This window comes from Tessaracoccus zhenghani (assembly GCF_054552775.1).
Genome location: NZ_CM137275.1, coordinates 559,343 through 573,786 on the forward strand (window position 1 = coordinate 559,343; position 14,444 = coordinate 573,786).

Below are 14,444 nucleotides of genomic sequence, written 5' to 3' on the forward strand. Positions count from 1 at the left end.
GCCATGGCGAAGGTCAAGTCTGAACACATCCGCGGCGGCATCAACAAGAAGCCCAACCTCGTCGGAATCGTCATCGGCTCCATCCTCGTGGTGCTCTTCTTCGGGTTCCCCTATGCGCTGATGTTCATCACGTCGCTGAAGACACGGCTCGAGGTCACCGACATCCCGCCGGTGTATTTCCCGGAGGAGCCGCGGTGGCAGAACTACATCGACGTGTGGTCCTCGTCGGTCAACCCCGCCTCGTCGCTGCTGTCCACCACGGTGATCGCCCTCGGCGCCACCCTCCTGGTGCTCCTGGTGGCCACCCCGGCCGCCTACTACATCGCACGTTTCCGGTTCCCGGGTCGCATGGTGTTCCTCCTCCTCGTGTTGTGCACGCAGATGCTGCAGCCCACAGTGCTGGCCGTCGGCCTCTTCCAGGAGTTCAAGGGCTGGTCCGGCTACGCGGTCTGGGGGGCGCTGATCCTGATCAACGGCGCGTTCAACCTGTCGTTCGCCATCTGGATCATGCAGGCCTTCTTCGCCTCGGTGCCCAAGGAGGTCGACGAGGCCGCGCTCATCGACGGGCTCGGCAGGCTCCAGACCATGTTCCGCATCTCGCTGCCGCTGGTCTGGCCAGGCATCGTGACGGCCATCGTGTTCGTCTTCGTCAACTCGTGGAACGAGTTCGCCGCGGCCCTCATCCTGGTCCGCCAGAACGACCTCCAGCCGTTGACCGTGTCCATGCCCCGTTTCCTGGGCCTCTACGTCCAGGACTGGCAGTACCTCTTCACCGTGGCCCTGGTCGCCATCGTCCCCGTGATCATTCTGTTCTCCTTCATCGAGAAGAGGCTCATCGGCGGCCTCACCGCCGGTTCCGTGAAGTAGCCATCGACACAAGGGCACCGCCCCCGCCGGATCGATCGTCCGACGGGGGCGGTTTCTCATGGGCGGCACGGGCCGGATCGCCTGACCCTAAGCTCGACATTGAGCCGGCGACGGCCACTTGGGAGGACACCGCATGAGTCACGGGGATGCTGCCATCCGCATTGAAGGCCTCATCAAACGCTTCGGTGCCTTCACGGCGCTGGACGGCCTCGATCTCGAGGTCCGTCGCGGTGAGGTCCACGGTTTCCTCGGGCCGAACGGTTCGGGCAAGTCCACCACCATCCGCGTGCTGCTGGGCCTGCTCACCTCCGACGGGGGCCGTGTCGAAATGCTCGGGGGAGACCCCTGGCGCGACGTGATCGCGCTCCACCGGCGACTCGCCTACGTCCCCGGTGACGTCTCGCTCTGGCCCGGGCTGACCGGAGGGGAAGCGATCGACCTGCTGGGCAACCTGCGTGGCGGCATCGACCCGACGCGGAGGCAGACGCTGCTGGAGCGGTTCGAGCTCGACCCCACGAAGCGGGGCCGCCAGTACTCGAAGGGCAACCGCCAGAAGGTGGCCATCGTCGCGGCGCTCGCGGCCGACGTCGAACTCCTCATCCTCGACGAGCCGACCTCCGGCCTGGACCCACTGATGGAGGCGGTCTTCCAGGACGAGATCCAGACACTCAAGGACCAGGGCCGCACCGTGTTGCTGTCCAGCCACATCCTCAGCGAGGTCGAGGCGCTGGCAGACCGGGTGAGCATCATCCGGCAGGGCCGCGTGGTGCAGACCGGCACGCTGGACCAGTTGCAGGGCCTGAACCGGGTGACGATCACCGCCACCCTGGCCAGCAGGCACGCCGACCTCGCAGCGCTGCCGATCCTGCATGAACTGCGCCTGGACGACCACGGCCGGATGTCGGCCACCGTCGAGCCGGGCGACCTCAACGAGGCGATGGCCACGCTCCTGGGTCTGGGGATCACGGCCCTCAAGGTGTCGCCGGCCTCGTTGGAGGACCTCTTCCTCAGCCACTACGGGGAGTCCCTGGCATGAACGGGGCCCTGACCGGGGCGCGTCCGCTGCTGAAGGTGTCGCTGAGACAGGACGCCCACAACTTCGCACCCTGGGTGATGTTGATCTCGGTGCTCTCGGCCACCTCGATCCTGGGTTACCGCTGGGTCTTCCCGGACGAGCAGGACCGCGTGGCACTGGCCACCGCGGTGGGGGCCAATCCCGCGCTGGAACTCATCTTCGGACAGGCTCGGGACCTTTTGACCAACGATGGCTTCAACGCGTGGCGCGCGGGAGGACTGGGGGCGTTCTTCGCCGGCCTGATGGCGATCCTGATCGTGGTGCGCAACAGCCGCGCGGACGAGGACTCCGGACGGGCAGAGCTGATCGCATCGGGTGTCATCACGCGCCGGGCGAGACTCGCGGTGGCGGTGGGTATCGCCGGCGTGGCGTCGGTGCTGCTCTTCGTGGTCTGCTTCCTCCTCACCTGGGCCTCAGGCGGTGACGTGGTGCCCACGATCCTGCTGTCGGCGACGTTCTCGGCCTCGGCGCTGATGTTCGCCGGGGTGGGGGCGGTCGCGGCGCAACTGGGCGGCGACGCCCGCACCGCCAGCACCATCGCCATTGCCGTGCTGGGCGGCGCCTACGTGCTGCGGGGCTACCTCGGTATGAGCGGGGCGGGCGACTGGACCGAGTGGTTGACGCCGTTCGGCTGGCTCGCGCTGACCCGCCCGTCCACCGACAACGACCCGTTACCGCTCCTGGCGGCCCTCGCGTTGACGGCGGTGCTGCTGGCGGTGGCGATGGTCCTGCAGGACCGCCGGGACCTGGGCCTCGGCATCGTGGCGCAGCGGCCCGGAAGGGCCTCCGCCCCGAGGCTCACCGTCGACAACCTGACACTGCGCCTCCACCGGACGCCGCTGATCGTCTGGCTCCTGGCGCTCGGCTTCCTGGGTTCGGTGTGGGGAAGTCTCGTGTCCTCCGTGGACGAGGTGATCGGTGAGAACCCGGCCATGGCGAAGTTCATCGCGGCGGGGGCTCTCGACGTGGAGCAGCTCAGCTTCGCCTTCGTGGTGACGATCCTCAACCTCATCGGCATCCTCGCCGCCATCGTGGGTGCCCAGGTGATCATGCGGGTCTATGTGGAGGAGATGGAGGATCGCGTCGAACCGTTGCTGGCGGGGGCGGTGACCCGCTCGCGTTTCCTGGCCGGTCCGGTCGCCGTCGCGCTGGGCGTCAGCGCTCTCGCGACCATGGTGGCAGGGACGGGCCTCGGGCTGGTGGCGTCGGCCGGGGACGGCGGCATCGCCTTCGCAGACGTGCTCCTGCAGGCTCTGGTCAGCGTGCCGGCGGTGTGGCTCATGGTCGCTGTCTCCGTCGCTGCGGTGGGTGCCCGTCCCGCCGCCAGGATGGCCGGCTGGGCAGTCATTGTGGCGACGTTCGGCATCACGCTGCTGGGACCCACCTTCGACTTCCCGGACTGGGCCATGGCGGTGAGCCCGCTCTATCACGTGCCCAACGTGGTGGCCGACGATCCGGGCTGGGGCTCGCTGGTGGGTCTGGGCGCTGTGCTGATGGTGTTGCTGGCAATCGGCTTCGCCGGGTTCCGGCGTCGCGACGTGCAGTGACGGATGGTCCCACTCGCGGAATGGAAGCTCTCTGATCTGTGGCAGGGGAGTGCTATTGTGACGCTCGTGGCATGGCAGACCCTCCTCCTTGGCTGCCGCAGCGAGGCCCAGAATTTCTGAGCCGGATCTCCTCGCTGCGGTGCTTCGTCGTGTCTGGCACCTGAACCCCAGCCCAGGAGAGTTTCAATGATTGAGATCAACCACCGCAAGCAGCCCAAGCCTGTTCAGCAGCCCACGGGCATGCCGGTGCACCGCTACACCCCCTTCGTGCCGGTCGACGTACCGGACCGCACCTGGCCGTCCAAGAGGATCGACAAGGCGCCCCGCTGGCTGTCCACGGATCTGCGTGACGGCAACCAGGCCCTCATCGACCCGATGACACCCTCGCGCAAGATGCGCATGTTCGAACTGCTGGTCGAGATCGGCTACAAGGAGATCGAGATCGGTTTCCCGTCGGCCTCCCAGACGGATTTCGACTTCGTGCGGCAACTCATCGAAGAGGACCGCGTGCCCGAGGACGTGACCATCTCGGTGCTGACCCAGGCGCGCGAGGATCTCATCAGCCGCACCGCTGAATCGCTGGTCGGCGCCAACCGCGCCACCATCCACATGTACAACGCCACCGCGGAACTGTTCCGCAACGTGGTCTTCCGCATGTCCGAAGAGGAATGCGTGGAGATGGCGCGGCGCGGTACCGGGATGGTGATGAAGTACGCCGACAAGTACCTGCGCGACGTGCAGTTCGGCTACCAGTACTCGCCGGAGATCTTCACCCAGACGCCCACGGACTTCGCCGTCGAGGTCTGCAACAACGTGGCGGACGTCTGGCAGCCCGGAGAGGGTCGCGAGATCATCTTCAACCTGCCGGCCACCGTCGAGCGGTCCACGCCCAACACGTACGCGGACCAGATCGAGTACTTCATCCGCAACGTGAAGAGCCGTGAGCACGTGGCCGTCTCGCTGCACCCGCACAACGACCGCGGCACGGCCGTCGCCGCCGCGGAGCTCGGCCAGATGGCGGGCGCCGACCGCGTCGAGGGCTGCCTGTTCGGCCACGGCGAGCGCACGGGCAACGTCGACCTGGTCACGCTGGCCCTGAACCTGTACACGCAGGGCGTGGACCCGGAACTGGACCTGCACGACATCGACCATGTCCGGCGCACCGTCGAGTACTGCACCGGCCTGCCGGTGCACCCGCGGCACCCCTACGCGGGTGACTTGGTCTACACCGCGTTCTCCGGCTCCCACCAGGACGCCATCAAGAAGGGCCTGGAGCACCTCGAGGACCTGGCCGACGAAGCCGGCAAAGAGGTCACGGAGATGCCATGGGAGGCGCCGTACCTGCCGATCGACCCGCATGATGTGGGCCGCACCTATGAGGCGGTCATCCGCGTCAACTCGCAGTCGGGCAAGGGCGGCATGGCCTACCTGATGAAGTCCGAGTTCAAGATGGACCTCCCGCGTCGCCTGCAGATCGAGTTCAGCCGCGCCGTTCAACAGCACACTGAGGCCACCGGCAGCGAGGTCACCCCGCAGGAGATCTTCGACATCTTCATGTCCGAGTACCTCGGAGAGGGCCCGTGGCGGCTGACCAGCGCCGGCACCACGTCGAGCAACGGCAGCTTCGTCGTGCACGCAACGGTGGACGGCCCCGGCCGGACCGCCGTCGAGATCACCGGCGAGGGCAACGGCCCGGTGTCGGCGTTCGTCGATGGTCTGGTGGAGGCCGGCGCCCACGTGCGGGTGCTGGACTACACCGAGCACGCCCTGGATTCGGGCGGCGACGCCCAGGCCGCCGCGTACGTCGAGTGCGAGATCGGCGAGGGTGACGACGCCGAGGTGCTGTGGGGCGTCGGGATCGACCCCTCGATCACGAGCGCCTCGATGAAGGCGATCCTGAGCGCCCTCAACCGCTCCGCCCGCTGACGCTTGTGAGGCCCGCGAACCCCCGAGGTTCGCGGGCCTCGCGCAGCTGGACAGGGTGAGCATCGGGTAGGTTGGCACGCATGCCGAAACTCACCGACCCTGTAGCCGGTGACGCCGACTCCCTCTACGAGCACTTCACGGCCTGGGCCGAGAGCCAGTCCATCTCGCTGTATCCGCATCAGGAGGAATCGGCGATCGAGTTGTTCTCCGGCAACAACCTCATCCTCGCCACGCCCACCGGTTCGGGGAAATCGCTGGTGGCGATCGCGGCGCACTTCGCCGCGCTGAACACCGACAGGGTGAGCTTCTACACAGCGCCCATCAAGGCGCTGGTGAGCGAGAAGTTCTTCGCCCTGTGCCAGGTCTTCGGAGCAGACAACGTCGGCATGGTCACCGGCGACGCGTCCGTCAACGCCGACGCCCCCATCATCTGCTGCACGGCTGAGGTGCTGGCCAACATCGCGCTGCGTGAGGGCAGGAACGCCGACGTCGGCCTGGTCATCGCAGACGAGTTCCACTTCTACTCGGAGCCGGACCGCGGATGGGCCTGGCAGGTGCCGCTGCTGGAGCTGCCGCAGGCGCAGTTCCTGCTGATGAGCGCCACGCTTGGCGACGTGGACCGGCTCATGGAGCAGCTCTCCGAGCGGTCCGGTCGCAGCACCAGCATCATCGATGATGCAGAGCGCCCCGTCCCCCTCATCTTCGAATGGTCGCTGACGCCCATGCAGGAGAAGGTCACAGACCTGGTGCACGAGCAGAAGGCGCCCGTGTACATCGTCCACTTCACACAGGCCGATGCGCTGGAACGGGCCCAGGGCCTGCTCAGCCTCAACTTCATCACCAAGCACGACGCGGAACGCATACAGGAGGAGATCGGGGCCTTCCGGTTCGGGCCCGGCTTCGGGAAGATCCTGTCCGGGCTGGTCAGGCGCGGGATCGGAGTGCACCACGCAGGCATGCTGCCCAAGTACCGCCGCCTCGTGGAGCAACTGGCCCAGACCGGCCTGCTCAAGGTCATCTGCGGCACCGACACCCTCGGCGTGGGCATCAACGTGCCCATCCGCACCGTCCTGTTCACCGGGTTGAGCAAATACGACGGCAACCGCGTCCGCAGGCTGCGCTCACGCGAGTTCCACCAGATCGCGGGGCGCGCGGGCCGGGCCGGTTTCGACACCGTCGGGTTCGTCGTCGTCCAGGCGCCTGAGCACGTCATCGAGAACGAGCGCGCGCTCGCCAAGGCGGGCGACGACGAGAAGAAGCGGCGCAAGGTCGTGCGCCGCAAGCCGCCTGAGGGTTTCGTCGGCTGGAACGACGAGGTCTACGAGAAGATCATCGTGGCGGAACCGGAGAACCTCGTCTCCCGCATGCAGGTCACCCATTCGACCATTCTCAACATCGCACAGCGACCGGGGAACGGGTACGAGGCGATGGTGCACCTCATCGAGTCCAGCCATGAGGGGCGCGAGCGCAAGAAGGCCCTCCGCCGTCGTGCCCTGGTGCTGACGAAGGGCCTGCTGAACTCCGGCGTGCTCGTCAAGCGCGCCGAGCCAGACGCGACGGGTAGTTGGTGCGAGCTGGGGGAGGGCGTCAGCGAGAACTTCGCGCTGAACCAGCCGCTGGCACCGTTCGCCGTCGCCTCGCTGGAACTCCTCGACCCGGATTCCCCCACCTACCACCTGGATGTCGTCTCCGTGATGGAGGCGGTGTTGGAGGACCCGTTCCACGTGCTGCTCGGGCAGCAGCACGTCGCCCGCGGCGAGGCCATCGCGCAGATGAAGGCCGACGGCATCGAGTACGACCAGCGCATGGAACTCCTGGAGGAGGTGACCTGGCCCAAGCCGCTGGCCGAACTCCTGGAGGCCGCCTTCGAGCTGTACGCCGGCGCCCACCCCTGGGTCGACCCGACGGGGCTTTCGCCCAAGTCCGTGGTGCGCGACATGTGGGAGCGGGCGATGAACTTCACCCAGCTCATCTCCGTGTACAAGCTGCAGCGCAGCGAGGGCACGGTACTGCGCTACCTCACGGATGCCTACCGGATCCTCCGCCACACCGTGCCTGACGAGTACCGCACCGAGCAGTTCGACGACCTCGTTGAGTGGCTGGGGGAGACGGTGCGCCAGACGGACTCGTCGCTGCTCGACGAATGGGAATTCCTCACGGACCCCGACAAGGTGGCCGCTGCGGCCGCCCTGGCCGCCCAGGGTGCGCCGCCGCCCCCGCCCCGTCCGGTGACGGGCAACGAGCGCGCGTTCACCGCGATGATCCGCACGGCGATGTTCCGGCGGGTCGAGTTGGTCGCCGCAGACAACTGGGAGGGGCTGGGCAGCCTCGACGAGGCCGCCGCCGCACTGACGGAGCCCCCCATGCCGGTCCTGATGAGCCGCGACGACTGGGACGAGGCCCTCGCCCTCTACTGGGACGACTACGACGACGTGCTGCTCGACGGCGACGCCCGCGGGCCGGACCTCTTCCGGCTGGAGAAGGGCAAGGACGTCTGGAAGGTGACCCAGGTCATCCATGACCCCGACGGCAACCACGACTGGCGGATCGCTGCCGAGGTGGATCTGGCCGCCAGCGACGCCGTCGGTGTCGCGGTTGTCCGCACCACGGAATTCGCGCGGTTCGGCTGAGCGAAGAGGGCTAGGCTCAGCGTCGGGACAAGGAGTGCCGATGAATGATCAACGACGCGGTGTGACGCTGCGCTTCCTGGCGGAGCCGTTCGACGCCAACGTGCGCGGCGTGATGGACGCCGGCAAGGTGCTCGAATGGATCGACAAGGCTGGCTATGCCGCGGCCGTCGGGTGGGCGGGCACCTTCGCCGTCACCGGCTACGTCGGCAACACCCACTTCGTGAAGCCCATCCGCGTGGGCGACCTCGTCGTCGTGCAGGCGCGCGTGGTCTACACCGGCACCACGTCGATGCAGATCGTGTGCACCGTCACCAGCGGCGATCCGCGCTCGGCGGAACGGGTGCTCAACACCCAGTGCATCCTGCAGTTCGTGGCGATGGAGAATGACAAGCCGGTGCGCGTGCCGAAGTTCTTCCCCCAGGACGACTGGGAGCTCGAGCAGCACGCCCGCGCCGTCGAACTCAACGCGGCCAGACGGGCCATCGAGGCCGACATGCGCGCCCAGATCTACAGCGACGAGACCGAGGTCTGCCGCGAGACGCTGCGCTTCCTCGCCGCTCCCACAGATGTGAACTGGGGCGGCAAGGTGCACGGCGGCTACGTGATGGCCTGGATCGACACCGCGGCCCGCGTCGTGGCGGAGCGCTGGCACGCCGGCCCGGTGGCGTCGGTGTACGCCGGCGGCGTCCGGTTCTACCGGCCGATGTTCATCGGCGACCTCGTGGAGGTCGACGCCAGGCTCATCCACACCGGCGACACCAGCATGCACGTGTCGATCTCCGTGCGGTCCGGCGACCCCCGCACCCGTGAGCTGCGCGAGACCACACACTGCACGTTCGTGTACTGCGGAGTGGACGCGGAGGGCCGCAAGCGGCCCGTGCCGTCCTGGGAACCGAAGCTGCTCGGCGACATCGCGCTGGACGAGCATGCCAAGAAGGTCATCGAGCTGCGCCGGCAGTTGCTCCGCCCTCTTCCGAGGGAGTTCCCCCCGGACTTCGAGTGAGGCTCAGGCGCTGCCGAACCGCCGGTCGCGGGAGACGTACTGCTCGACGGCGGCCCAGAGGTCGCGGCGGCTGAAATCCGGCCAGAGGCGGTCCAGGAAGATGAACTCGGCGTAGGCCGACTGCCACAACAGGAAGTTCGAGATCCGCTGCTCGCCGGAGGAGCGCAGGAACAGGTCGACGTCCGGGATCTCCGGCTCGTCCAGGAACTTCTGGAACCGGTCCTCGGTGAGCCTGTCGGGGTCGAGCTTCCCGTCCCGGGCCAGCCGTGCGATCTCGCGGGCGGCGTCGACGATCTCGGCCCGGCCACCGTAGTTGACGCAGAACTGCAGCGTCAGCGTCGTGTTGTGCCGGCTCATCTCCTCGGCGACCTCGAGTTCTTTGACGACCGATCCCCACAGCCGGGGGCGCCGCCCCGCCCAGCGGATGCGCACCCCCAACTCGTTCAACTCGTCTCGACGACGGTGGATGACGTCGCGGTTGAAGCCCATCAGGTAGCGCACCTCGTCGGGGGAGCGCTTCCAGTTCTCCGTGGAGAACGCGTAGGCCGACAGGTACGGGATGCCGATCTCGATGGCGCCGTGGATCACGTCCAGCAGCGACGCCTCGCCCATCGCGTGGCCCTCGGTGCGTTTCAGCCCGCGCTGCTTCGCCCAGCGGCCGTTGCCGTCCATCACGATCGCGACGTGGCGGGGGAGGGCCTGCTTCGGCAGCTGTGGTGGGGTGGCACCGCTGGGATGCGGGGTGGGGCGACGGCGGGGCTCGGGCACGGCACGAGACTACCGGCCTATCATCGTGGTGTGCCCACCTACCGTGACGAAGCAGTGGTGCTGCGGACCCACCAGCTTGGTGAGGCGGACCGCATCATCACGTTCCTCACGCGCCGCAACGGCAAGATCCGGGCGGTGGCCAAGGGCATCCGGAAGACGTCGAGCCGCTTCGGGGGCCGGTTGGAGCCCTACTGCCAGGTGGACATCCAGTTCGCGGAGGGCCGCGGCTCGCTGGAGGTGGTGACCCAGGTCGAGGCGATGCACGTCAGCAGGCTCGCCGCTGACTACTCGCGCTTCACGGCGGCCGAGGTCCTTGTCGAGACCGCTGACCGGCTCGTGTCCGAAGAGGGTAGCCCAGCCGTCCAGCAGTACCGGCTGCTGGCCGGTGCCCTGAGGGCGCTGGAAGACCCCCAGCGGCCGTATCCCCTGGTGGTGGACTCCTATCTGCTCCGGTCCCTGGCGGTGGCCGGTTACGCCGTCTCGACGGTGCGCTGCGCCGGCTGCGACAACGCCGAGGTGCGCTGGTTCTCGCCCCAGAGCGGCGGGGCCGTGTGCACCGCGTGCCGGACGTCCGGCTCAGCACCCTTGGAGGAAGGGGCGGCCGTCCACCTGGGCGCGCTGCTCGCGGGCGACTGGGCCACGGCCACGGCCACGGACGTGGGCACCGCCAAGAGTGTGGACGGCATGGTGGTCGCGTACGCCACCTGGCACCTTGACCGTGCGCTCAGATCGTTGCCGTATTTCGAGCGGTAGGGTCTGGGCCATGGCACGACTCCTGGCGACCGACGTCGACGGCACCCTGATCACGACGGCGCACCAGATCTCCGAGCGGACCCGCGCCGCTTTCCGCGCGGCCAAGGACGCCGGCCTCGAGGTGATCGCGATCTCGGGGCGACAGCCCTACTCCATCGCTGCCATCGTCCAGGGCACTGCCCTCGACGGTGACGCGATCGGCTCCAACGGAGCCGTGGCGATGAACCTCAACTCACGCGAGGTGCACTTCGAGGAGACGATGGAACTCTCCTCCCAGCGGGAGATCGCCGACCGGCTGCTGGAGCTGTTCCCGGGCATCAAGCTGGTGTCGGTCCGTTCGGCAGGCGAGTCGTACATGGCCGAAGAGGGCTACCCGGGGCTCCAGGATCTCGGCGCCTGGGAGACGCGGTGGCCGGTTCGCCACTGGTACGGCCCACGCGAGGAGGTGCTGGCCGAGGCCTCACTGAAGTTGGTGGTGCGTGACGACGCGATCCTGCCCGACCACCTGCTCGCCGCCGCACGCGCCCTCCGGGTGCACGGCTGCCACCCGACGACGTCGGGTGCTCCCTTCCTCGAGGTCGGGCCCGACGGCGTGACAAAGGCCAGCGCGTTGGAGCGCTACTGCGCAGCACGGGGGATCGACCGCAGCGACGTCGTCGTCTTCGGCGACAACATCAACGACCTGGAGATGTTGCGCTGGGCCGGGCTGGGGGTGGCCATGGCCAACGGCGAGCCCGAGGCCCGCACCGCTGCAGACCACGTGACCTTGAGCAACGACGACGACGGGGTCGCCGTCGTGATCGAGGAGATCCTCGCCTCTGCCGGGGGCTAGGAACAGTCGCGGCAGAGGCCGAATATCTCCAGTTCGTGCCCGGCGTCGGTGAAGCCGTGCTTGCGCGCCATCAGCGCCGCCCACTCCTCCACCTCGTCGGCCTGGATCTCCACCGAGTGGCCGCAGGAGCGGCACACCAGGTGGTGGTGGTGACCGGAGGAGCAGGCCCGGTAGGCCAGTTCGCCCTCGGGGGTGCGCAGCACGTCCACCTCGTCGGCGTCCGCCATCGACTGCAACGCCCGGTACACGGTGGCCAGGCCCACCTTGGCGCCGTCGTCGCGGAGGAGGTCGTGCACCTGTTGAGCGGTGCGGAACTCCTCGACGCGCTCCATGAGGTCGCGCACCGCGGCGCGCTGCCAGGTCTGGCGGGTGCCGGCGCGGGGGGCGTCAGTGCTCGTCATAGTGGTCTCCGTGGCGGGCGTGGCGGTGGCCGTCGTGGACGAAGTCCAGGTGGTCGCCATGCTGGATCACCTGGACGCCCGGCTGGCGGGCATGGCGGTCGTCGTGGTTCTCGGCCTTCTCGTGCGGGTGCTGGCCGTGGTCCTCGACGTAGGGGATGAAGCGGCTGGACCGTTTGAGCTTGCCTCCCACGAGCCATGACACGCCCAGCAGAGCGATCGAGGTCACGACGATGGTGGCGCCGGTGGCGGTGTCCAGGTAGAACGAACCAACGGTGCCGCCCACCGCCGCCAGTGCGCCGATGCCCATCGCGCCGAAGAAGGAGGCGGTGAAGCCCACGAACGACTGCTGGGCCGTGGCCACGGGGATGACCATCAGGGCGCTGATGAGGAGGAGCCCGACGGTGCGCATCGAGACCGTCACGGTGACGGCGGCGAGGACCACCACGAGCAGGTTCAGCCACTTCACCCTGATGCCGAGCACCTGGGCGTAGTTCTCGTCGACCGACACGGCGAACAGCCGGGGGGCCAGCGTGATGGTGATGCCAAGGATGAGCACCGCGAGCGCGATGATGACGTAGATCTCCGTCTGGCTGACGGACGTGAGCGAGCCGAAGAGGAAGCCCGAGAGGCCGGCGGCGCCCTGACCGGCGATGCCGGCCATCAGCACGCCGGAGGCGAGGCCGCCGTAGAACAGGATGGCCAGCGCCAGGTCACCCGACGCCTTGCCGTGCTGGCGTAGCAGTTCGACGACGATCGCACCGATGACGCAGGTGACCACCGCGATGGGCAGGGGAGCGCTCCCGGTCATGAGCGCGAGGCCCACGCCCATGATGGCGACGTGGCCGAGCCCGTCGCCCAGGAGGCTCATCTTGCGCTGCACGATGAAGGTGCCGATCGCGGGCGCGATGAGGCCGCTCAGCATGGCGGCGACGAGCGCGCGCTGCATGAACGGCAGCGAGAGGATGTCGATCATGCGAGCACTCCTGACAGGGGGTCCTCGACGCCGAACACCGAGGCGGTGGCCAGGTCTGGCGCGCATTCAGCGGCCGACGGGTGTTCGTCGTCCACGACGCGGCCGTCGCAGAGCGTCACGGAGCGGCTGAGGATGGGCTCCATGTAGCCGCGTTCGTGCAGGACCACCAGGAGCGCCAAGCCGTCGTCGCGCAGGCGGCTCAGCAACGAGGCCATGCCGGACTGGCTGTGCAGATCCACGCCGGCGAGGGGTTCGTCCATGACCAGCAGATCGGGGTGGGAGGAAAGGGCGCGCGCGATCAGCACCCGCTGCTTCTGGCCGCCGGACAGAGACCCGAACGGCCAGTGCATCCGCTCCTGCAGACCCACGAGTTCGAGGGCCTCGTCGAGCGCCACCTTGTCCTTGCGCGTCAACCACTGGAACGGCCTGCGGTGCGCCAAGCGGCCGGAGGACGCGATCTCTCGGACCGTGGCATTGGCCACTGTGATGGCCGAGTGCTGCGGCACGTAGCCGACGCGCCACCAGTCGCGGAAACCGGGGAGGTGCTCGCCGAAGAGTTCGACGGAGCCTTCCTGGTAGGGGACCAGGCCCAGCAGGGTCTTGACCAGGGTGGATTTGCCGGAGCCGTTGCCGCCGAGCAGCGCGACAGCCTCGCCGCTGTCCACGTGGATGTTCACGTCCCGCAGGATGGGCATGCCGCCCATCGAGACGAAGAGCCCCCGTGCGTCGAGAGGGTCAGTTGCAGTCATTGGCACTCCTCAGCGCCTCCAGATTGGCGCGCATGATGGAAGGGTAGTCGTCGCCCGGTGATTCTTCAGTGACGCCTTCGAGGGGATCCAGCACGGCGGTCTTCAACCCGAGGTCGCCGGAGATCGACTTCGCCATGGCATCCGAGGTGAGGGTCTCGAAGAAGATGGTGGTCACGCCGTGCCGCTTCGCCTCCTCGTGGACCTCCGCGATCCGTGCGGGGGAGGGCTCGCCGTCGGGGTTGATGCCGGAGATGCCGATCTCCTCGAGGTCGTAGCGTTCGGCCAGGTAGTTGAACGCTGCGTGGGTGGTGATGAATTCACGGCGCACGCACTCGCTCAGGCCTGTCGAGTACTCCTCGTCGAGGGCCTTCAGTTCTTCGACGGCGGACGCTGCGTTGGCCCGGTAGGTGTCGGCCTGTTCGGGGGATGCTTCGGCGAGGCGCTCGGCGATGGCCTCGACGACGGTGCCCATCCGCTCGGGATCGAGCCAGAAGTGGGGGTCGAGGTCGGTGTGCTCGTCCTCGGCCTCATCGTGACCGTGGGCTTCGGCGATGGGGGCCAGTTCGATCACGTCGGCCACGTTGAGGGCCCGTTCGCTCCCTGTCTGCGCGACGGCGGTGTCGACCTCGGGCTGGAATCCCTCGAGGTACACCACGACGTCGGATTCGGTCAGCGAGGCGATCTGGCGCGGCGTGAGTTCGAGGCCGTGGGCCTCGCCGCCCGGCTTGGTGAGCACCTCGACGGTGCCTTCGGCGTCGCCCAGCACCTGCTCCGTCGCCCACTGCAACGGGTAGAACGCGGCGATCACCGTGGGGCCCTCACCCCCGGTGCCTCCGGATGAAGGGGAACCGCAGGCGGTGAGGACGAGGGTGGTGGCTGCGGCGACAGCCAGGGAGGCGCGGAGCTTCACGTTCATGAGA

General features: G+C 68.1%; 13 protein-coding genes. 8 read left to right on the forward strand and 5 right to left on the reverse strand.

Features of this window, described 5'->3' with window-relative positions:
- The first annotated feature begins 3 nt into the window (after positions 1–3).
- From ACX1DX_RS02720 to ACX1DX_RS02745, 6 genes are all read left to right on the forward strand, one after another.
- Positions 4–867 (forward strand): carbohydrate ABC transporter permease, encoded by an 864-nt coding sequence (locus ACX1DX_RS02720; protein ID WP_083665350.1) that lies wholly within the window; start codon positions 4–6, stop codon positions 865–867.
- A gap of 133 nt (positions 868–1,000) precedes the next feature.
- Positions 1,001–1,903 carry an ABC transporter ATP-binding protein gene (locus ACX1DX_RS02725; protein ID WP_182764740.1) on the forward strand — a complete coding sequence of 301 codons (903 nt, stop codon included), beginning with the start codon at positions 1,001–1,003 and terminating at the stop codon, positions 1,901–1,903.
- Positions 1,900–3,489 carry an ABC transporter permease gene (locus ACX1DX_RS02730; RefSeq protein ID WP_459397580.1) on the forward strand — a complete coding sequence of 530 codons (1,590 nt, stop codon included), beginning with the start codon at positions 1,900–1,902 and terminating at the stop codon, positions 3,487–3,489. Before ACX1DX_RS02725 ends, ACX1DX_RS02730 begins: the two co-directional genes overlap by 4 nt.
- Positions 3,490–3,675: 186 nt before the next feature.
- Complete coding sequence (leuA, locus tag ACX1DX_RS02735; protein ID WP_459397581.1) at positions 3,676–5,415, forward strand: 2-isopropylmalate synthase; 1,740 nt, start codon at positions 3,676–3,678, stop codon at positions 5,413–5,415.
- Between the two features lie 80 nt (positions 5,416–5,495).
- Positions 5,496–8,045, forward strand: a complete 2,550-nt coding sequence (locus ACX1DX_RS02740) for a DEAD/DEAH box helicase (protein ID WP_459397582.1) — start codon at positions 5,496–5,498, stop codon at positions 8,043–8,045.
- A gap of 40 nt (positions 8,046–8,085) precedes the next feature.
- The gene (locus ACX1DX_RS02745; protein ID WP_459397583.1) at positions 8,086–9,048 is read left to right on the forward strand and encodes an acyl-CoA thioesterase; all 963 of its coding nucleotides are present in this window, start codon (positions 8,086–8,088) and stop codon (positions 9,046–9,048) included.
- A 3-nt stretch (positions 9,049–9,051) separates the two neighbouring features.
- Here the strand turns inward: ACX1DX_RS02745 and ACX1DX_RS02750 are convergent, their stop codons facing one another.
- Positions 9,052–9,816, reverse strand: a complete 765-nt coding sequence (locus ACX1DX_RS02750; RefSeq protein WP_459397584.1) for an isoprenyl transferase — start codon at positions 9,814–9,816, stop codon at positions 9,052–9,054.
- 30 nt (positions 9,817–9,846) lie between these two features.
- On the opposite strand from ACX1DX_RS02750, the gene recO reads away from it, so the two are divergent.
- Positions 9,847–10,569, forward strand: a complete 723-nt coding sequence (gene recO, locus ACX1DX_RS02755; protein WP_076059069.1) for a DNA repair protein RecO — start codon at positions 9,847–9,849, stop codon at positions 10,567–10,569.
- 10 nt (positions 10,570–10,579) lie between these two features.
- A complete protein-coding gene (locus ACX1DX_RS02760) occupies positions 10,580–11,401 on the forward strand; it encodes a Cof-type HAD-IIB family hydrolase (RefSeq protein ID WP_459397585.1) in 822 nt (273 codons plus the stop codon).
- Here ACX1DX_RS02760 and ACX1DX_RS02765 read toward each other — a convergent pair.
- From ACX1DX_RS02765 to ACX1DX_RS02780, 4 genes are read right to left on the reverse strand one after another with little or no spacing between them, the layout of a single operon-like run.
- Positions 11,398–11,802: a Fur family transcriptional regulator gene (locus ACX1DX_RS02765; protein ID WP_076059064.1), complete on the reverse strand. Its 405-nt coding sequence runs from the start codon at positions 11,800–11,802 to the stop codon at positions 11,398–11,400. The genes ACX1DX_RS02760 and ACX1DX_RS02765 overlap by 4 nt on opposite strands.
- Complete coding sequence (locus ACX1DX_RS02770; protein WP_459397586.1) at positions 11,789–12,775, reverse strand: metal ABC transporter permease; 987 nt, start codon at positions 12,773–12,775, stop codon at positions 11,789–11,791. Before ACX1DX_RS02770 ends, ACX1DX_RS02765 begins: the two co-directional genes overlap by 14 nt.
- The gene (locus tag ACX1DX_RS02775) at positions 12,772–13,524 is read right to left on the reverse strand and encodes a metal ABC transporter ATP-binding protein (protein ID WP_459397587.1); all 753 of its coding nucleotides are present in this window, start codon (positions 13,522–13,524) and stop codon (positions 12,772–12,774) included. Before ACX1DX_RS02775 ends, ACX1DX_RS02770 begins: the two co-directional genes overlap by 4 nt.
- On the reverse strand, positions 13,511–14,440 hold the full coding sequence (locus ACX1DX_RS02780; protein ID WP_459397588.1) for a metal ABC transporter substrate-binding protein: 930 nt from the start codon (positions 14,438–14,440) through the stop codon (positions 13,511–13,513). Before ACX1DX_RS02780 ends, ACX1DX_RS02775 begins: the two co-directional genes overlap by 14 nt.
- Positions 14,441–14,444: the final 4 nt, after the last annotated feature.